This is a genomic window from Pseudomonas sp. LBUM1676 (genome assembly GCF_059695605.1).
The window spans coordinates 1,516,574-1,532,938 of record NZ_CP166777.1; the positions used below are offsets into that span (position 1 = coordinate 1,516,574).

Consider the following 16,365-nt stretch of genomic DNA (forward strand, 5'->3'; position numbering starts at 1 on the left):
CTCACACTAACGCGTTACGTTTTGCCATCTCGATGAGTTCAACCAGGGATTTGGCCTTGAGTTTTTGCATGAGTCGTTTTTTATAGGTGCTGACCGTCTTGTTGCTCAAAAACATGCCTTTGGCAATTTCCTTGTTGGTGCGACCCTGGGCAAAAAGTTGCAATACCATCAGTTCCCGGTCGTTCACTGCCTTGAATAACTCCAGGTCGGCATAATGCACATCATCGCCACGCACAGGGCTCAGGGCCTGGCTCGGATAATAGTTGTAGCCTGATAATACCGCCTTGATGGCGCTGACCAACTCACTCAGCTCTTCCTGTTTGCATACATACCCGGAGGCGCCGGATTGCATGCAGCGGATACCGAAGAGTTTCGGGCATTGGGCGGTTAATACCAGTGTTTTTGTCTGTGTACACATTTGGTTGAAGCGGGCGAGAACTTCCAGTCCGTCCAGTTTGGGAATACTGATATCGAGAATGACCAGGTCGGGCATGCATTCGCGGATCATCTGCATGGCATCGACCCCGTTATCTGTTTCGCCGACGATTTTGTAACCTTCATGTTCAAGCAGCATGCGGACGGCAAGACGGATGACAGGGTGATCGTCGACGATAAAAACGGAGTTCATAATCAAATCCCATACGAGCGCAAATAAAGCGCGCACCTTAGCTCAGATAGTTGAGGTGACGCATGAACTGACGGACCTGCAGCAGCAATATAGGAAGATTCCTACATGTGAAACGGATTAGGACTACGTACCCGGCGGATTTTTTTTGAAGAGAGTGACAATGGCAGTGTTTAGCCGAGGGTGTTAACTACTGTTTCGCAAGTATCAAGTTGTGTTTGAGTGGGCATTGTTGTGGCCGGTTTCAGACTTTTTTTATAATGAGGCCAAGGTCAACAAGTTTAGAAGTTCGGATTGTTTCAAAGGCTTTGTCAAGTAGCCCAACAAAGGCAGTCCATGTTCGTTAGCCAATTGTGCCAAACCATCCAGTTCAGCGGGCGTCAGGCTGCTGAGCAGTATGGCTTGCCTGATCATCCCCCGGCGGCTGGCGTACTCGATCAACTCCAGGCCGGGAAGGTCGGGAAGGCATTGATCGCACAAAAGAATATCGTAAGGTTGCGCCGCCCCGAACAGGTGTTGCAGTGCGCCTTCGGCACTGTCGGCGGGAGTCAATTGAGTAAAGCCGTAACTCTCAAGCAGGTACTGGGTCGCCAGGAGCTGAAAAGGGTGATCTTCTACCAGCAGGATGCGCAGATCGACTTCGAACATAGGATTACTCACTTCATCTGTCGAATACAGTGGAGTGTGATTATTGAGCGAAGACTGCGGACATACGATCAGTTCACTTACCTCAAGCTGTAGGGGGATTCAGCGAGCGTTGAGCGTACCTGGATTTTCAAGTGCTGATCAGCCAGTGCGGGTGGCGAAATGGCCGATCAGCCGGTTGTCGTCAATGGTGGGAGCGACCGGTCATTTCCAGTGCCATGTCGCTGGCATAGCTGTCGGTCATACCCGCGATGAAATCGATCATGCGCAAAAACGACGTGTGCAAGGGACCGCAGGGATCGGGCGCATTGTTCCCCAACAGATCGAGGATGCGCCGGCTCTTGAATGACGGCGTGCGACCGTTGTGCTGTTCCAGCGCCGCGCCACAGAAGGCATTGAGCAGGATTTCCAGGGTCGTGTAGGCGCCGATTTCGTGCAGGGTCTTGCGCTTGTCCTGGAAGATCTTTTTGCGCGCCATGTCCTTGGCATTCAACACGCAACGCTTGGCGGGGCCGTGCATATGCTCCACCAGGTCGCCGGGCAGCACGCCCGCCAGCAACGCGTCCTGTTGCTCGACAAAGGCGCGGGCCGCGGCATTGGTCAGGTGTTCGATGGCTTTGCCGCGCAGGATCGCCAGTTTGCGCCGGCGCGAGTCCTGCGGACCGAGCTGGCGATAGGTTTCCGGCAAATCGTCACCCACCAGGTCCAGCAGCAGCGATTCGACTTCGGCATACTCCAGCAACTCCATTTCCAGGCCGTCTTCCAGGTCGATGAGCGCGTAGCAGATGTCATCGGCGGCCTCCATCAGGTACACCAGCGGGTGACGCGCCCAGCGCTGTTCCTCGAGTTGCGGCAGGCCGAGTTTATGGGCGATCTGCTCCAGCAGCGGCAATTCGCTCTGATAGCAACCGAACTTGTGTTTCTTGTAGCCCAGTGAGTCGGCGTGCCTCGCGGTCCATGGGTATTTCAGATAAGTGCCCAGGGTGGCGTAGGTCAGCCGGGTACCACCGTCGAACTGGTGATATTCCAGCTGGGTGAGCACCCGGAAGCCTTGGGCATTGCCTTCGAAATTGAGGAAGTCATCGCGTTCGACTTCGCTCATGGCATCCAGCCAGCCACGGCCGGCGGCTTGCTGGAACCAGTGTCGAATCGCGTCTTCGCCGGAATGGCCGAAGGGCGGGTTGCCAATGTCGTGGGCCAGGCAGGCCGATTGCACGACCATCCCCAGATCACTGGGTTCGCACCAGTCGGGGAGGGCACGGCGAATGGTTTCACCGACGCGCATGCCCAGCGAACGGCCAACGCAACTGACCTCCAGCGAATGGGTCAGGCGCGTGTGGATATGATCGTTACTGGTGACTGGATGAACCTGCGTCTTGCGCCCGAGGCGGCGAAACGCTCCCGAAAAAATGATGCGGTCGTGGTCTTTGTGAAAAGGGCTGCGGCCGAGCTCTTCCGGGCTGTGCAGAGGCTTTCCGAGGCGTTCGCGGGTAAGCAACGTTTGCCAATCCAAGGCTGGTTCTCTCCGTCAGGTGACTGAATCCTTAAGCTTCCGGGTTCGCGCCATGGCCTGCAAGGAAAAAACACGCACACCGTCGGCCATCCATGGCCTGATACAGCGGTTCATCCCGGCGACGGTGCAATACCGCCGCTGGAGACTGGCTTAGTGATTGCGTGAGGAGCCTTGCATGACCAGCCTGATCAATGGACCCAGCGTGGTCCCCAGGCGAACCAGTCGGGTCAGGCTGCTGGTGCCGCCACTCTTGGCGCCCTTGCCGGTCAGGAAACCCAGCAGGGTCACGGCGGCCACGCCCCAGAGCGGGGCGTGTTTGATGCCGAAGCCATTGTGCAGGTTTTGCGTCATCCCGCGCACACGCTGCAAGGGTTGCAGCAGTTGCGCGGATTCGTGGCGGATTTCCTGGCGGTGCATTTCCATACGCAGACGGATCAACGCCTTGCGCATTTCCGTGCGCGAGTTGTTGTGAGACAGTTCAGGCAGGCTCATGGCAGCAGGCGCTCCCGATCATTGGCCAATTCTTCCAGAGTGCCGTGGAAGGGCGAGGATTCATCGAAAATCGCCGCTCTCAGGCGCATCGCGCAGAATATGGCCGCGAGCGTATAGAACACGCAGAGCCCGATGATGGCCGGCAGGCGATAGGTGTCCCAAAACAGGATCAACACCAGCGTCGACAAGCCCACCAGCAACAGCAAGGCAAACACCAGCGCCAGGCCTGCGAACAACAACAGGCTGACGGTGCGGGCTTTTTGCTCCTGCAATTCGATGCCGAACAATTCGACATGGCTGTGCAGCAGTCCAAGAAAAGCGGCACCCAGGCGCCGCGGTGAGGAGCTTGGGCCCGTCGCGGACGAGCCGGGTTCGCCGATCGCCATGATCAGCGCCGAGTGGCCAGCAGGCCGATCAGAAAGCCGACGCCGGCGGCGATCCCGACCGATTGCCATGGGTTGGCCTGGACATAGTCTTCGGTGGCGGTGACGGCGGCCTTGCCGCGTTCGCGCAGGGAGTCTTCGGTCAGCTTCAGGGTTTCCCGGGCACGCAGCAGGCTGTCGTGGATCTGCGAGCGCAGTTCATCGGCCTGATCCCCCGCCAGCGTTGCGGTGTGCTCCAGCAACCGCTCGGTGTCACTGACCAGTGTTTGAAAATCATTCATCAGAATTTCTTGAGCAGTCTTTGCCTTGATACTGGCCATTGGTGGATCTCCGTAAGTGGCTGTCTGTTGCGTTCGAGTATGAGCCTTGCGCGAAGGTTCAGTACAAATGACTGGTACAACTTTTGCTATGTCCTGGTGCGTCGGTCAGCGCCGTTGCGCTGTTGCCGGGCATGAACGAGCAAAAACTTAACTCAAATAACGACAACTCGCGCATAAGGTCCAGCCATGTGCGCCAAAGTGGCTCATCCGGATCCTCGTATCGATCCTGGAAGGTTGCAACTTGGTGCACGAAGGGGCAGCGCGAACTGCTTTGGTGCTTTTTTAGCCTTCAGGTCTGCCAATCCTATGGAAAATCTGCAAAGCGCTGTGGACACTCTGATCCATAGCTCCAACACCTTGTTCATTCTCGGCGGCGCGGTCATGGTACTGGCCATGCACGCCGGGTTCGCCTTTCTCGAAGTTGGCACGGTCCGACAGAAGAATCAGGTCAACGCCCTGTCGAAGATCCTCAGCGACTTCGCCATTTCAACCCTGGCCTACTTCTTTATAGGCTATTGGATTGCCTATGGGGTCACCTTCATGCAACCGGCGGCGGTGATCAATGCCGATCATGGCTACGGGTTGGTGAAATTTTTCTTCTTGCTGACCTTTGCCGCGGCGATCCCGGCGATCATTTCCGGTGGTATCGCCGAGCGAGCCCGGTTTGTTCCGCAGTTGTGCGCGACGGCCTTGATCGTGGCATTCATTTACCCGTTTTTCGAAGGCTTGATCTGGAACGGCAACTTTGGCTTGCAAGCCTGGTTGCTGGAACGCTTCGGCGCCAGCTTCCATGATTTCGCAGGCTCGGTGGTGGTGCACGCCATGGGTGGCTGGCTGGCGCTGGCGGCGGTGTTGTTGCTCGGGCCACGCAATGGTCGTTATCGCGACGGAAAACTGGTGGCGTTCGCGCCATCGAGCATTCCTTTCCTGGCGCTGGGTTCGTGGATCCTGATCGTTGGCTGGTTCGGTTTCAACGTGATGAGTGCGCAAACCCTGCAAGGAATCAGTGGACTGGTGGCGGTGAATTCGCTGATGGCCATGGTCGGTGGCACCGTCGCGGCACTGATCGTCGGGCGCAATGACCCGGGTTTTCTGCACAACGGCCCGCTGGCCGGGTTGGTGGCGATCTGCGCCGGCTCCGACCTGATGCACCCGGTGGGGGCGCTGGTGACCGGTGCCGTTGCCGGTGCGCTGTTTGTCTGGTGCTTTACCGCCGCCCAGGGCAAATGGCATATCGACGATGTGCTGGGTGTCTGGCCATTGCATGGATTGTGTGGCGTCTGGGGCGGGATCGCCTGCGGCATCTTCGGCCAGGGCGCGCTGGGTGGGCTGGGCGGGGTCAGCCTGATCAGCCAGTTGATCGGTACCGCGCTGGGGGTGGTGGTGGCTCTGGTCGGTGGCTTTACCGTGTATGGCGTGATCAAGGCGTTCCATGGTCTGCGCCTGAGCCAGGAAGAAGAGTATTACGGCGCGGACTTGTCGGTGCACAAGATCGGCGCTGTCAGCCAGGACTGAGTCAATTCTCTTCATCGTCTGCACCGGGATAAAAGCCGTGCAAGAGGCGATAGCGATCGTGCCGGATCTGGTCGGCCCGCTCCTGCACCTGATGCGCGGGTAATCCCAGCATGATCAACGCGTGGGAGGCGAGCATCAGGCTCGACTCCAGCAGTTCGGGCACGACTTCGCTGGCCCCGGATGCTTTCAACTCGGCCAGTTGGCTGTCGTCGCGCGTGCGCACCAGTATCGGCACAGTCGCGTTGAGTCGCCGCGCTTCCTTGAGGATCAGTAAAGCGATGTCGGTCTGGTCTACGGCGATTACCAGCAGCCTGGCGCGCTCGAGCCCTATCGCCACCAGCAGTTCACCGCGACGTGAGTCGCCATAATGCACACAGGTTTCACCAGCGGCGGCTTCCTGGACACGCACCGGATCAGTATCCAGTGCGATATAGGGTTGCTGCGCATTGAGTAGTGCGCGTCCGATTGACTGGCCTACGCGACCATAACCACAGATCACCACATGGTTATGCAAGCCGGCGTTGAGTGCGCTGATTTCCTCGAGTTTCGCTTCTTCGTTGGGCTTGCGGTGCAGGCGTGCCGCAATGTGAGGCGCGGCGCGCAATAGCAACGGGGTGAGGAGCATCGAACAGAAGGTTGCCGCCAGCAGCAGGCCGCCAAAATCGGCGGGCATCAATTTGTTCACCTGCATCTGTGCCATCAGCGCAAAGCAGAACTCGCCACCCTGGGCCAGTGCCAGGCCGCTGCGCCAGGCGGTTTCGCCATCGCTGCCACGGCATTTGACCAGTAGCGCAACGACGCTGCCCTTGAGCAGCAGCAACCCCAGAGTCAGGCCGAGAATCAGCAGGCCGTGGCTGGCGAACAACTGCAAGTCGATCAGCATGCCGATACTGACGAAGAACACGCCGAGCAGGATGTCGCGGAAGGGTCGGATATCGGCTTCGATCTGGTGCCGGTAGTGGCTTTCTCCCAACAGCATGCCGGCCAGAAATGCACCCAGTGCCGGGGAGAGGCCGAGCAGGTGAGTCAGCCAGGCCGTCAGCAGCACGATGACCAGCGCCAGCAGCACGAACAGCTCAGGGGAACGGGCCGCCGCTACTTCGTGGAACAGCCGTGGCAGTATCCAGCGACTGGCCAGCAGCAGACCGACGAACAGCGCTACGGTCTTGGCCAGCGTCAGTGGCAGCGCCCAGTACCAGGCCTGATCGCTGCTGCCGGCGAACACGGGCACCAGCGTCAGCAGTAACACCGCCACCACATCCTGGAACAGCAGCACGGCGATGGCATTCTGGCCGTGGCTGCTGAAAATCTCGCCGAGACTGCCCAGCTCCTTGCTGACAATGGCGGTGGACGACAGGGACAGGCCGGCACCGAGTAACAGCGCAGGCGTAACCGGCATGCCGAACAGCATCAGCAAGCCGCCCAACAGTATCCCGCTACCCAACACCTGCAGGCTGCCAAGCCCGAACACCACCCGGCGCAACGCGAGCATTTTGGACAGGGAAAACTCAAGCCCCAGGGAGAACAGCAGGAACACCACCCCCAGTTCGGCGAGGTCGGGCAAATCTTCGTTTTCATTCACCCAGTTGAATGCCGTCGGCCCGATCATCAGCCCCACGCACAGGTAGCCCAGCACCGGCGGCAGGCGCAGGCGCTGGAACAGGGCAATCACCACCAGGGAGGAGGCGAGGATGATCAGCAGGTTGGCGAACACGGGAAACTCCAGGGATGGGCGCCGGCTATTCAAGCGTAGAGGCAAAAAAACCATGAGCATCGGGTAAAAGGCATTCGGTGCGACTGATGTGCGTCAGGGTTTTGCCGCAGCCATGGCCGATGATGCGCCAGGACCGACCATTCAATGGCTCGACGACTTTTCAGGGTCGGCCTAGAATAGTCACTTAATTTTTCGGTTGAGCGCTCATGCTTCCTGAATGTCAGCTGTTCGGCACCCTGGGGTGCCATCTGTGTGAAGTGGCCGAAGCCATGCTGATGGAGTTTGTCGAACGCGGCCTGCTGGTGGAACTGGTGGATATCGCCGAAGACGAAACCTGGTACGAAGCCTACAGCCTGCGTATTCCGGTGTTGCGGCGGGTCGATACCGGCGCGGAGCTGGGCTGGCCGTTCAGTGCCGATCAGGTGGTGGCGTTCCTGGGTTGACCGCAGGCGCACGGCGACGGTCCACCCGTCGCCGTTCTCGTTTCATTCATTGGCGAAAAGCAGGTTATTCGGTTACTGTATGTTCATACAGCTATTCCGGTTGCCTGTCATGCGTCCCTCCCACTGCGGGATTGGGCAGGCGATCCCAGAAGTGAGAGGGATGAACTTGGTCAATGTCGAACAATTGAAGAACAGCGTGAACCGGATGTCGGCGGACGTGGTGCGCGAGGCTGTCCTCGAGTTGCGTCTGGATGGCCTGGTCACCGAAGGAAAAACCCCGTTCAACAAATTGCATTTCAATACCTGTTTCGCCGAAATCGAAGCCTTGTTCCAGCGTGCCGGCTATCACAGGCAACTGGATGTCGTGGGTTACCAGGGGTTGTTGTATGCCCTTTATGATCCGGGTCGCTGGGAGGCGGTCGAGGTGTTGCGCTGGCTCAAGGAGTTCACTGAAGCGGCAGCGCGGACGCAGTCCATACCGGCTTGAGGATTCTCTTCTAGGTTCGGTCGGGCTACTGTCGGATAATACCGCCCTGTATTGAGGGTCAGAGCTTTCGTATGTCCACTTCATCTTTTTCTGCTGCACACAGCCAGGCCAGCACGCTCTACTTGCCGCCGGGTTCGTGGCAGACCGTGCTCGACTGCCTGTGTGAACACTTCAGTGCCATTGGTCGTGAACAATGGCTGGACAGAATCGCCCGTGGGCGGGTCCTCGACGGACATGGCGCACCCATTGCCCTTGATCTCCCCTACAAGGAAGGCCTGCGGATTCACTATTTTCGTGAAGTGCCGGACGAAAAGCCGATCCCGGTGGTCGAGTCGATCCTGTACGCGGACGAACATCTGGTGGTGGCGGACAAACCGCATTACCTGCCAGTGACACCGGCTGGCGAATACGTCGAGCAGACCCTGCTGCGACGCTTGATTCGACGCCTGGATAACCCGCATCTGGTGCCATTGCATCGCATTGACCGGCATACGGCGGGACTGGTGCTGTTCTCAGCCAACCCCCGGAGCCGATCGGCGTACCAGTCATTGTTTCCTGCGCGACAGATCGAAAAGCGCTACGAGGCGATTGCCAGGGCTTTACCTGATCTCACTTTTCCACTGGTGCACAAGAGCCGGCTCATCGATGGCGAGCCGTTCTTCCGCATGCAGGAAGGTCCGGGCGCCAGCAACACAGAGACGGCCGTCGAGGTCCGGGAGAAAAACGGTGAGCTCTGGCGTTATGCGCTGTACCCGGTGACGGGCAAGAAACACCAGTTGCGCGTGCACATGACCGCCCTGGGCGCGAGTATCTGCAATGACCCGTTCTATCCGCAGGTGCTCAAGGACGTCGTGGATGACTATGCCAATCCCTTGAAGCTGCTTGCCCAGGGGCTGAAGTTTGTCGATCCGGTGAGCGGGCAGGAAAGAAACTTCGAAAGTGCTATTACGTTGCAGTGGTGAACAGCGTTTTTTGGCCACGAAAAAGCCCGCATAAAGCGGGCTTTCTGCATCTGGTCATCACCGCGACGATTACAACTCCTTGACGGTACGAACCTGATCCTTGTTGACGCGATTATGCTTGCCATCCAATTGTTCGAATTCGTAGAAGCCCGATTCGTCATCGTATTTTGGTGCATCGACGGCCTGGATTTCGCGACCGTCATTCAAGGTGATCACTGTAGGCGAAGCGCAACCGGCGAGGGTCGCAAGGCCCAGTGCGAGCATGAAAGTGGCAAGGGTCCGTTGAGTCATGAGTGTGTCTCCGATTTGAATGCTTTTGGTTACCGAGCTTGAGACGTGTACAACGAGTGCAAGTTCCGTGGGTAGTGTCAGTCTGACACAGTGTCGTGGCTGCTTAACAGTTCCGGGGTATTCAGGTTCGCCAGGCGAGGGTCATTGTCGGGGCATTGCAGTGCATGGGCACCCAGCTTGCGCATCAGACGACCCGGGCTGCGTTCACCGTCGCGCCAGGCACTTTCAAAGGCTTCGCAAAGTGCCACGGGTATGATGCACAGCAAAGGTTCCCAATGTTCACCCTGGCGCAGCATCAACGGTTTGTCCGGATGCTGGCTGGCGGTTTCGCGCATGCTCTGGAGCAGCGCGGAATCGATGCGTGGCACGTCACAGGGCAATATCATCAGGTGCGGATGCCTGGCCGCCCTCAAGCCAGCCCGGATACCGGCCAAAGGCCCCGGGAAATCCCCCTCGTCGTCATGGACCAATCGGTCGGCATAGAGTGCGTACCGTTCCAGGTTCCTGTTGCAGGAGATGATCAGGTCATCGCTCAATGGGCGGGTCTTGCGGTGCAGGTGAGCAATCAGCGGTTCACCGTGCCATTCCAGCAACCCTTTATCCTGACCACCCATGCGGTGGCCGCGCCCGCCGGCCAGGAGCAGGATGGAGCAGGGCGGCAAATCCGTGTTCGAGGTCATGGCAGGTCTCCATGGGGGCGGCGAAAAAATGAGGCGCTGTGATATAACACCGGGCTGTTTCTCCTACAACAGGACGAGCCTATGAAAGCCAAGGCTGATGTACCTTTTGCGCCGCTCAACATCGCGGTGCTGACTGTCAGCGATACCCGTACCCTGGAAACCGATACCTCAGGCCAGCTCTTCGTCGACCGTCTGGCCGCCGCTGGCCATAATCTGGCGGCCCGGGTGTTGCTCAAAGATGACCTCTACAAAATTCGCGCGCAAGTCGCCAACTGGATTGCCGACGATGTGGTGCAAGTCGTGCTGATCACCGGTGGCACCGGTTTTACCGGGCGCGACAGCACGCCTGAAGCCGTGGGCTGCCTGCTGGACAAGCAGGTCGACGGTTTTGGCGAGCTGTTCCGGCAGATATCGGTGGCCGATATCGGTTCTTCGACCGTTCAGTCCCGGGCCTTGGCCGGCCTGGCCAATGGCACGCTGGTCTGTTGTTTGCCGGGTTCGACCAATGCCGTGCGCACTGGCTGGGACGGCATTCTCGCCGAGCAGCTGGATTCGCGGCACCGCCCGTGCAATTTCGTGCCTCATCTGAAACAGGCGGCACCCTGTGAATCCCGCGGGTAAGACGGGCAAGGCCGGCAGCCTGATGGCGGTCGAGGTGGCGCTGGCCCGTTTGCTTGAAATGGCTGAAGCCACACCGATTCGCGAGCGTGAACGCCTGCCGTTGGCGCAGGTACAAGGCAGGGTGCTGGCTGAGGACCTGGTGTCGACGCTTGACCTGCCGCCGTGGCCCAACAGTGCCATGGACGGTTATGCCTTGCGCGTGGCCGACTGGACGGGAGAACCGTTGCCGGTCAGTCAGAAAATATTTGCAGGCAAGGCCCCGGATCCCTTGCAGCCAGGCACCTGCGCACGAATCTTTACCGGTGCGCCGGTTCCCGCCGGTGCCGATTGCGTCGAGATGCAGGAAAACACCGAGGTCCAGGCCGATGAGCGAGTGCGTTTCATCGAACCCATGGCCCCGGGGCAAAACATCCGCCCGCAAGGCCAGGAAACCACTGTCGGTGAGTTGATCTTGCCTGCCGGCACGCGCCTGGGGCCCATCGAACAGGGATTGGCGGCATCGCTGGGGTGTGCAGAGCTGGAGGTGATTCGCAGACTGCGCGTTGCCGTCCTGTCGACCGGCGATGAGTTGCTTGAACCGGGTCAGGCGCTGGGGCCGGGACAGATCTACAACAGCAATCGGGTATTGCTCTGCAGCTGGTTGCAACGCCTTGGCTGTGAAGTAATAGATGCCGGCATTCTGGTTGACGACCTGGCGACCACTCGCGCCCGCCTGGGCGAGTTGAAAGACGTCGACCTGATCCTCTCGACCGGCGGCGTGTCGGTCGGTGAGGCCGATTTTCTGGGGATCGCCTTGCGCGAAGAGGGCGAGTTGACCTTGTGGAAGCTGGCCATCAAGCCAGGCAAACCGCTGACCTTCGGGCATTTTCGCGGCGTCCCGGTGATCGGCTTGCCCGGCAACCCGGCGTCGACCCTGGTGACGTTCGCCCTGTTGGCCAGGCCCTATCTGATGCGCCGTCTGGGGGTGAAGGCAGTAGAGCCCCTGAAGTTTCAGGTACCGGCAGGATTTGCCTGGCCCAAAGCCGGCAATCGGCGCGAGTACTTGCGTGGGCGGCTGGAAAACGGCCGGGCCATCATCTACAGGAATCAGAGTTCCGGGGTGCTGCGCAGTGCCGCCTGGGCCGATGGTCTGGTTGAAGTGCAGGAAGAGCGCACACTGGTCGAAGGTGACTGGGTCAGCTTCATCCCGCTGAGTGAAGTCCTGGGCTGAAATCCGCCATGATCTTTCGACGCAAACCCGGTTTAAAAGACCGGGTCTTGCGTCATGACTGATCTTCACCGACCCAGGAGCATGACGAGCTGGTCGAAACGGCTGTTGGCGATCCACACCAGAAGCCCGAGCACCACGACTGTTCCGCCGGCTGAATAGACGAGTCGGTGCTTGATCGATTTGACGTCACCACGCACTTCATCCATGTCTCTTCGGATGTATTTGAGGTGGGTCTCCAGTTCAGCGATGCGCGCCTCCATACCGGTAGCTCCCGTGAATGTTGCGCTGTTTTTTAGCTCGGCTTGAAGATTGGCGCGTTTTTCTGCAAGCGGTACGACCGGAATGACCGGTGATCTGATGTCATGATTTTGCATGGACTTCCCTGTTTGTTTCTGCTGATGACTGATAATTGCAGTCGCCACGTTGTACCACTCACGGCAGGCTGGTCAATTGAGCCGATTCCTAACGGTTTGTAGGAAAAATCCCTGCTTGTCGCATTCAAGGCCGCTCGATCTGAATTAATTCAATTTCTATCGACTTTTCTGCAGGGCGATGAGGTCAATATCTCCCAGACGGAATTCAATTCATGGGAGTGAGCACAATGAGCGAACGCAAGGCGTTATTGATTCTGCATGGCAAGCAGGCGCTCAACGAGGCGGTTCGCGCCGCCGTCGAGGGCAAGCGCCAGCAGGGTTGGGATCTGGCCGTGCGCCTGACCTGGGAGGGCGGCGACGCGCAACGGCTGGTAGAGGAGGCGATGACAGCGGGCTACACGCAAATCATCGCCGGCGGCGGTGATGGCACCCTGCGTGATATTGCCGAGGCCATGGCCGCACAGCCGACGCAGGCCAGCCTGGTGTTGATGCCGCTGGGCACGGCCAATGATTTTGCCCGCGCCGCCGGTGTGCCTCTGGAGCCGGATCAGGCGCTGGAGCTACTGGACGTCGCGCCGAGCGCCATCGATCTGGGCGAAGTGGGCGGGCAGGTGTTCCTGAATATGGCCACCGGTGGTTTCGGCAGCCAGGTGACAGCCAACACCTCAGAGGACCTGAAAAAAATCCTCGGCGGGGCGGCCTATCTGTTCACCGGCTTATCACGCTTCAGTGAATTGCACGCGGCCTATGGCGAGTTGCAGGGCCCTGACTTCCAATGGAGTGGCGAGCTGCTGGCATTGGGTATCGGCAATGGCCGGCAGGCGGGCGGTGGGCATGTGTTGTGCCCGGACGCACTGGCAGACGATGGCTTGCTGGATATCAGCATTTTGCCTGCGCCACAGGAACTGGTCGGCACCTTGAAAACCCTGTTGGCTGACGGTTTCGGTATCGACAACATGTTCGTGCGCGCCCGTTTGCCATGGGTCGAGATCAAGGTTGCGGAAGGTCTTTATATCAACCTCGATGGTGAACCGCTGGAAGGCGACAGTCTGCGGTTCTGCGCACGTGCGGCGGCACTGCGCGTGCATCTGCCGGAAAACTCGCCGCTACTGAGTGGCAGCCGAACGCCTGAGGGGCAGTAAAGCCCGAGCGTACAAGGCACCCGTGCCTGGACGTGGTGTTTCTCCTGGGGGTCAAGGTCTGACAAAAACAGCCGATAACCCCCTGTAGTGAATTCATCAGAACAAGCCCAGGAGTCCTTGATGGCCGGCATTCTCGACACGGTAGACCAACGCACGCAACTGGTGGGTGAGAATCGCCTGGAAATTCTCATGTTTCGACTGGCCGGACGGCAATTGTTCGCGATCAACGTGTTCAAGGTTCAGGAAGTGCTGCAACTGCCGAAGCTGACTCTGATGCCCCAGCGCCACCCGTTTGTCTGCGGCGTGGTCAACCTGCGTGGCCAGACCCTGCCGGTGATCGACCTGTCCCAGGCCATCGGCATGCGCCCACTGGTGCCAAGCCCCGCCAGCACCATCATCGTCACCGAGTACAACCGTTCGGTGCAGGCATTCCTGGTCGGTGGCGTGGACCGCATCGTCAACATGAACTGGGAAGCCATCCTGCCGCCACCGACCAGCGCCGGTCGCCAGCACTACCTGACCGCCATCAGCAAGGTCGACGACCAGTTGGTGGAAATCATCGACGTCGAAAAAGTCCTGGCCGAAATCGTCCCCTACAACGCCAAGGTATCGCGCGACAAACTCGACGATCCGCTTCTGGAACGCGCCCGCGGTCGTGAAGTGCTGCTGGTGGATGACTCCAACGTGGCGATTTCGCAATTGCGCGACACCCTGGGGCAACTGGGCATGAAAATGCACGTTGCCAGCGATGGCTTGAAGGCCCTGAACCTGCTCAAGTCCTGGGCCGATACGGGCGTGAACATGACCGACAAACTGCTGATGGTCTTCACTGATGCGGAAATGCCGGAAATGGACGGTTATCGCCTGACCACCGAAATCCGCAACGACCCGCGCCTGCGTGGCCTTCATGTGGTACTGCACACCTCCTTGTCCGGCAGCTTCAACGACTCGATGGTGAAGAAGGTGGGCTGCGATAACTTCCTCTCCAAATTCCAGCCGGACAAACTCGTCGATGTGGTGCGCCAGCGCCTGCTGCTCGACCAGGTCCCGGCCTGATAACGATGCGAGCAACCTGTGGGAGCCTTTGATTCGCCGCTCAAGCTCGTATAGGGTGGCGTTTTTGGCCTCGCAGAGAGTTGACCATGTTGCGTCTGAGCGCGCTGTATCGTTATCCGTTGAAATCCTGCAAGGGCGAGGTCCTGCAGCAGGCCAGCCTGGACAAGCTGGGGCTGGACGGGGATCGACGCTGGATGCTGGTGGACGAGGCCAGCGGGCGGTTCCTCAGCCAGCGCGTAGCGGGGCAGATGAGTCAGCTGTCGGCGCTGTGGAATGCCGAAGGCGGCTTGACCCTCGGTGCTCCGGGGCGCTCGCCGATTGATATCGTTTTACCGGGCAATGACGCTGAACTGCGGGGCGTGACCATCTTTCGAGACAGTTTGAGGGTGCCGGATGCCGGGGATGAGGCGGGTGCCTGGGTCAGTGAGTTCATTGGCAAGCCGACTCGCCTGGTGCAGATCCCGCTCGAGCGCGCGCGGATCACTCAGGCGGGCTATGGCACGGATGACGATCGCGTGGCCTTCGCCGATGGTTTCCCGCTGTTGCTGATCGGGCAGGCCTCTTTAGACGACCTGTCGCAAAAAGTCGGGCGCCCGCTGGAGATGCTGCGCTTTCGACCGAACCTGGTGATCGAAGGCGGCGAGGCGTTTGCCGAAGATGGCTGGAAACGCATTCGTATCGGCGATGTCGAGTTCCGCGTGGTCAAGCCTTGTTCGCGCTGCATCCTGACCACCGTCGACCCGCAAACCGGTTTACGCAGCGATGACCGTGAGCCTCTGGCCACCTTGCAGAAGTACCGGGCCCGGGAAGAGGGTGCGATGTTCGGCCAGAATCTGGTCAACGACGGCGACGGCCAGCTCGAAGTCGGCATGCCGGTGACGATCCTGGAATAAAGGCTTCCATAAAAAATGCCCGTGTCCTTGGACGCGGGCATTTTTTTTGCTGTGAAAACCCCAGGGTTTAGCCGCGGTATTCGCACAGGTAAGCGGTGTCGACAGCCACTTTCAGCTGGAACTTGCTGTTGGCGGGCACGTTGAACTGGCTGCCGGCGGCGAAGGTTTCCCAGTTGCTGCTGTCGGGCAGTTGGACGGTCAGGGCGCCGCTCACCACATGCATGATCTCACGCTGGCTGGTGCCGAATTCGTACTCGCCCGGCGCCATGACGCCGATGGTCGCCGGACCTTCTGCGGTGCCAAAGGCGATCGACTTGACGGTGCCGTCGAAGTACTCGTTGACTTTAAACATGGGCGATTCCTCGAAAAGGGCTGAAAAAGGCTGAAAAAGGCTGGCCAGTATGCACAAGGCCCCGGGTGCCGTCACGCGCTAGAGGGGCAGGACCAGTGGCAGCAGACGTGCAGTATTGCGCGCGTCTTCCAGTGCCCGGTGTTGCTGTCCGGTGAACTGCATGCCCGCCAGTTGCAGGGCGCCGTTGAGCCCCAGCGGGCGTTCAAGCCGACGGGCCTTGGCAAAGCGTTGCTTGAGGTTCATGTGTGGCACCCGGCTCAGGGCGCTGTCGATCTGCAGGCGCTGCCATTCCTGCAGCAGTTGCTTGCGATCGTAGTCTCCCCAACTGGCCCAGCCTTCCAGCTGCGCCTGATGTTGGACGAGCCAGCCTTCGAACGCCGCCCAGACCTCGCTCAACGGCTCGGCCTCGTCGACGTTGGCCTGGGTGATGTGCGTCAGTTCCCGGCAAAACGGTGTCAGCAAGGGTCGTCGCAGGGGCCGCACGAAGCACTGGAATGAGTCCAGTTCCCGCCCCTTGCGGTCCACCAGCGTGGCGCCGATTTCGATGATTTCCATTTCCGTAACAGGCCAGCCACCCTGATCGGTGGTGGCTTCCAGATCAATGACCAGCCAATGAAGCATCGCAGGGTTCCTGGTATCCGCGTTCC

General features: G+C 59.4%; 21 protein-coding genes. 9 read left to right on the forward strand and 12 right to left on the reverse strand.

Translation table 11 applies throughout. The features are described from left to right. Window position 1: 1 nt before the first annotated feature. The 6 genes from ACA041_RS07055 to ACA041_RS07080 all read right to left on the reverse strand — a co-directional run bounded on the left by ACA041_RS07055 (window position 2) and on the right by ACA041_RS07080 (window position 3,978). A complete protein-coding gene (locus ACA041_RS07055) occupies window positions 2–628 on the reverse strand; it encodes a response regulator (RefSeq protein ID WP_497440466.1) in 627 nt (208 codons plus the stop codon). A 252-nt stretch (window positions 629–880) separates the two neighbouring features. Beyond that, complete coding sequence (locus ACA041_RS07060; protein ID WP_497440467.1) at window positions 881–1,273, reverse strand: response regulator; 393 nt, start codon at window positions 1,271–1,273, stop codon at window positions 881–883. 181 nt (window positions 1,274–1,454) lie between these two features. Then, complete coding sequence (locus ACA041_RS07065) at window positions 1,455–2,783, reverse strand: deoxyguanosinetriphosphate triphosphohydrolase (protein WP_497440468.1); 1,329 nt, start codon at window positions 2,781–2,783, stop codon at window positions 1,455–1,457. Between the two features lie 150 nt (window positions 2,784–2,933). Beyond that, window positions 2,934–3,275, reverse strand: coding sequence for a hypothetical protein (locus ACA041_RS07070; RefSeq protein ID WP_497440469.1), 342 nt, complete (start codon window positions 3,273–3,275; stop codon window positions 2,934–2,936). Next, window positions 3,272–3,661, reverse strand: coding sequence for a phage holin family protein (locus ACA041_RS07075; protein WP_307332208.1), 390 nt, complete (start codon window positions 3,659–3,661; stop codon window positions 3,272–3,274). Before ACA041_RS07075 ends, ACA041_RS07070 begins: the two co-directional genes overlap by 4 nt. A 2-nt stretch (window positions 3,662–3,663) precedes the next feature. After that, on the reverse strand, window positions 3,664–3,978 hold the full coding sequence (locus ACA041_RS07080; RefSeq protein WP_128871571.1) for an ElaB/YgaM/YqjD family protein: 315 nt from the start codon (window positions 3,976–3,978) through the stop codon (window positions 3,664–3,666). Between the two features lie 306 nt (window positions 3,979–4,284). Here ACA041_RS07080 and ACA041_RS07085 point away from each other — a divergent pair, with 306 nt between their 5' ends. After that, window positions 4,285–5,493 carry an ammonium transporter gene (locus ACA041_RS07085; protein ID WP_497440470.1) on the forward strand — a complete coding sequence of 403 codons (1,209 nt, stop codon included), beginning with the start codon at window positions 4,285–4,287 and terminating at the stop codon, window positions 5,491–5,493. Between the two features lies 1 nt (window position 5,494). Here the strand turns inward: ACA041_RS07085 and ACA041_RS07090 are convergent, their stop codons facing one another. Further along, window positions 5,495–7,207 (reverse strand): cation:proton antiporter, encoded by a 1,713-nt coding sequence (locus tag ACA041_RS07090; protein ID WP_497440471.1) that lies wholly within the window; start codon window positions 7,205–7,207, stop codon window positions 5,495–5,497. Window positions 7,208–7,413: 206 nt separating this feature from the next. Between ACA041_RS07090 and ACA041_RS07095 the strand changes: the two genes are divergently transcribed. From ACA041_RS07095 to ACA041_RS07105, 3 genes are all read left to right on the forward strand, one after another. Continuing rightward, window positions 7,414–7,650: a glutaredoxin family protein gene (locus ACA041_RS07095; protein ID WP_497440472.1), complete on the forward strand. Its 237-nt coding sequence runs from the start codon at window positions 7,414–7,416 to the stop codon at window positions 7,648–7,650. A gap of 166 nt (window positions 7,651–7,816) precedes the next feature. Beyond that, window positions 7,817–8,137 (forward strand): transcriptional regulator, encoded by a 321-nt coding sequence (locus tag ACA041_RS07100; RefSeq protein ID WP_497442018.1) that lies wholly within the window; start codon window positions 7,817–7,819, stop codon window positions 8,135–8,137. Window positions 8,138–8,208: 71 nt separating this feature from the next. Next, entirely contained in the window at window positions 8,209–9,099 is an 891-nt protein-coding gene (locus ACA041_RS07105; protein WP_497440473.1) for a pseudouridine synthase, read from the forward strand. 69 nt (window positions 9,100–9,168) lie between these two features. Here ACA041_RS07105 and ACA041_RS07110 read toward each other — a convergent pair whose 3' ends face one another. Further along, window positions 9,169–9,390, reverse strand: coding sequence for a YgdI/YgdR family lipoprotein (locus ACA041_RS07110; RefSeq protein WP_128871566.1), 222 nt, complete (start codon window positions 9,388–9,390; stop codon window positions 9,169–9,171). A 77-nt stretch (window positions 9,391–9,467) separates the two neighbouring features. After that, window positions 9,468–10,070, reverse strand: a complete 603-nt coding sequence (gene mobA, locus ACA041_RS07115; protein ID WP_497440474.1) for a molybdenum cofactor guanylyltransferase MobA — start codon at window positions 10,068–10,070, stop codon at window positions 9,468–9,470. An 81-nt stretch (window positions 10,071–10,151) separates the two neighbouring features. On the opposite strand from mobA, the gene moaB reads away from it, so the two are divergent. Further along, window positions 10,152–10,691: a molybdenum cofactor biosynthesis protein B gene (moaB, locus tag ACA041_RS07120; protein ID WP_497440475.1), complete on the forward strand. Its 540-nt coding sequence runs from the start codon at window positions 10,152–10,154 to the stop codon at window positions 10,689–10,691. A gap of 22 nt (window positions 10,692–10,713) precedes the next feature. After that, entirely contained in the window at window positions 10,714–11,901 is a 1,188-nt protein-coding gene (locus ACA041_RS07125; RefSeq protein WP_497442019.1) for a molybdopterin molybdotransferase MoeA, read from the forward strand. A 65-nt stretch (window positions 11,902–11,966) separates the two neighbouring features. Here ACA041_RS07125 and ACA041_RS07130 read toward each other — a convergent pair whose 3' ends face one another. Beyond that, window positions 11,967–12,275 (reverse strand): hypothetical protein, encoded by a 309-nt coding sequence (locus tag ACA041_RS07130; RefSeq protein WP_497440476.1) that lies wholly within the window; start codon window positions 12,273–12,275, stop codon window positions 11,967–11,969. Window positions 12,276–12,502: 227 nt separating this feature from the next. Here ACA041_RS07130 and yegS point away from each other — a divergent pair, with 227 nt between their 5' ends. The 3 genes from yegS to ACA041_RS07145 all read left to right on the forward strand — a co-directional run bounded on the left by yegS (window position 12,503) and on the right by ACA041_RS07145 (window position 15,366). Further along, window positions 12,503–13,417: a lipid kinase YegS gene (gene yegS, locus ACA041_RS07135; protein WP_497440477.1), complete on the forward strand. Its 915-nt coding sequence runs from the start codon at window positions 12,503–12,505 to the stop codon at window positions 13,415–13,417. A gap of 120 nt (window positions 13,418–13,537) precedes the next feature. Further along, complete coding sequence (locus ACA041_RS07140) at window positions 13,538–14,473, forward strand: chemotaxis protein CheV (protein WP_497440478.1); 936 nt, start codon at window positions 13,538–13,540, stop codon at window positions 14,471–14,473. A gap of 86 nt (window positions 14,474–14,559) precedes the next feature. Further along, the gene (locus ACA041_RS07145) at window positions 14,560–15,366 is read left to right on the forward strand and encodes an MOSC domain-containing protein (RefSeq protein ID WP_497440479.1); all 807 of its coding nucleotides are present in this window, start codon (window positions 14,560–14,562) and stop codon (window positions 15,364–15,366) included. A 67-nt stretch (window positions 15,367–15,433) separates the two neighbouring features. Here the strand turns inward: ACA041_RS07145 and ppnP are convergent, their stop codons facing one another. Continuing rightward, window positions 15,434–15,718, reverse strand: coding sequence for a pyrimidine/purine nucleoside phosphorylase (gene ppnP, locus ACA041_RS07150; protein WP_497440480.1), 285 nt, complete (start codon window positions 15,716–15,718; stop codon window positions 15,434–15,436). A gap of 78 nt (window positions 15,719–15,796) precedes the next feature. After that, window positions 15,797–16,339 (reverse strand): 3'-5' exonuclease, encoded by a 543-nt coding sequence (locus ACA041_RS07155; RefSeq protein ID WP_497440481.1) that lies wholly within the window; start codon window positions 16,337–16,339, stop codon window positions 15,797–15,799. Window positions 16,340–16,365: the final 26 nt, after the last annotated feature.

Bases quoted from the DNA above. Each gene is read 5' to 3' on its own strand.
- ppnP (WP_497440480.1), bottom strand. From the start codon at position 15,718: ATGTTTAAAGTCAACGAGTACTTCGACGGCACCGTCAAGTCGATCGCC.
- mobA (WP_497440474.1), bottom strand. From the start codon at position 10,070: ATGACCTCGAACACGGATTTGCCGCCCTGCTCCATCCTGCTCCTGGCC.
- ACA041_RS07155 (WP_497440481.1), bottom strand. From the start codon at position 16,339: ATGCTTCATTGGCTGGTCATTGATCTGGAAGCCACCACCGATCAGGGT.
- ACA041_RS07070 (WP_497440469.1), bottom strand. From the start codon at position 3,275: ATGAGCCTGCCTGAACTGTCTCACAACAACTCGCGCACGGAAATGCGC.
- ACA041_RS07140 (WP_497440478.1), top strand. From the start codon at position 13,538: ATGGCCGGCATTCTCGACACGGTAGACCAACGCACGCAACTGGTGGGT.
- ACA041_RS07055 (WP_497440466.1), bottom strand. From the start codon at position 628: ATGAACTCCGTTTTTATCGTCGACGATCACCCTGTCATCCGTCTTGCC.
- ACA041_RS07080 (WP_128871571.1), bottom strand. From the start codon at position 3,978: ATGGCCAGTATCAAGGCAAAGACTGCTCAAGAAATTCTGATGAATGAT.
- ACA041_RS07085 (WP_497440470.1), top strand. From the start codon at position 4,285: ATGGAAAATCTGCAAAGCGCTGTGGACACTCTGATCCATAGCTCCAAC.
- ACA041_RS07060 (WP_497440467.1), bottom strand. From the start codon at position 1,273: ATGTTCGAAGTCGATCTGCGCATCCTGCTGGTAGAAGATCACCCTTTT.
- ACA041_RS07130 (WP_497440476.1), bottom strand. From the start codon at position 12,275: ATGCAAAATCATGACATCAGATCACCGGTCATTCCGGTCGTACCGCTT.
- yegS (WP_497440477.1), top strand. From the start codon at position 12,503: ATGAGCGAACGCAAGGCGTTATTGATTCTGCATGGCAAGCAGGCGCTC.
- moaB (WP_497440475.1), top strand. From the start codon at position 10,152: ATGAAAGCCAAGGCTGATGTACCTTTTGCGCCGCTCAACATCGCGGTG.
- ACA041_RS07145 (WP_497440479.1), top strand. From the start codon at position 14,560: ATGTTGCGTCTGAGCGCGCTGTATCGTTATCCGTTGAAATCCTGCAAG.
- ACA041_RS07075 (WP_307332208.1), bottom strand. From the start codon at position 3,661: ATGGCGATCGGCGAACCCGGCTCGTCCGCGACGGGCCCAAGCTCCTCA.
- ACA041_RS07095 (WP_497440472.1), top strand. From the start codon at position 7,414: ATGCTTCCTGAATGTCAGCTGTTCGGCACCCTGGGGTGCCATCTGTGT.
- ACA041_RS07110 (WP_128871566.1), bottom strand. From the start codon at position 9,390: ATGACTCAACGGACCCTTGCCACTTTCATGCTCGCACTGGGCCTTGCG.
- ACA041_RS07125 (WP_497442019.1), top strand. From the start codon at position 10,714: ATGGCGGTCGAGGTGGCGCTGGCCCGTTTGCTTGAAATGGCTGAAGCC.
- ACA041_RS07105 (WP_497440473.1), top strand. From the start codon at position 8,209: ATGTCCACTTCATCTTTTTCTGCTGCACACAGCCAGGCCAGCACGCTC.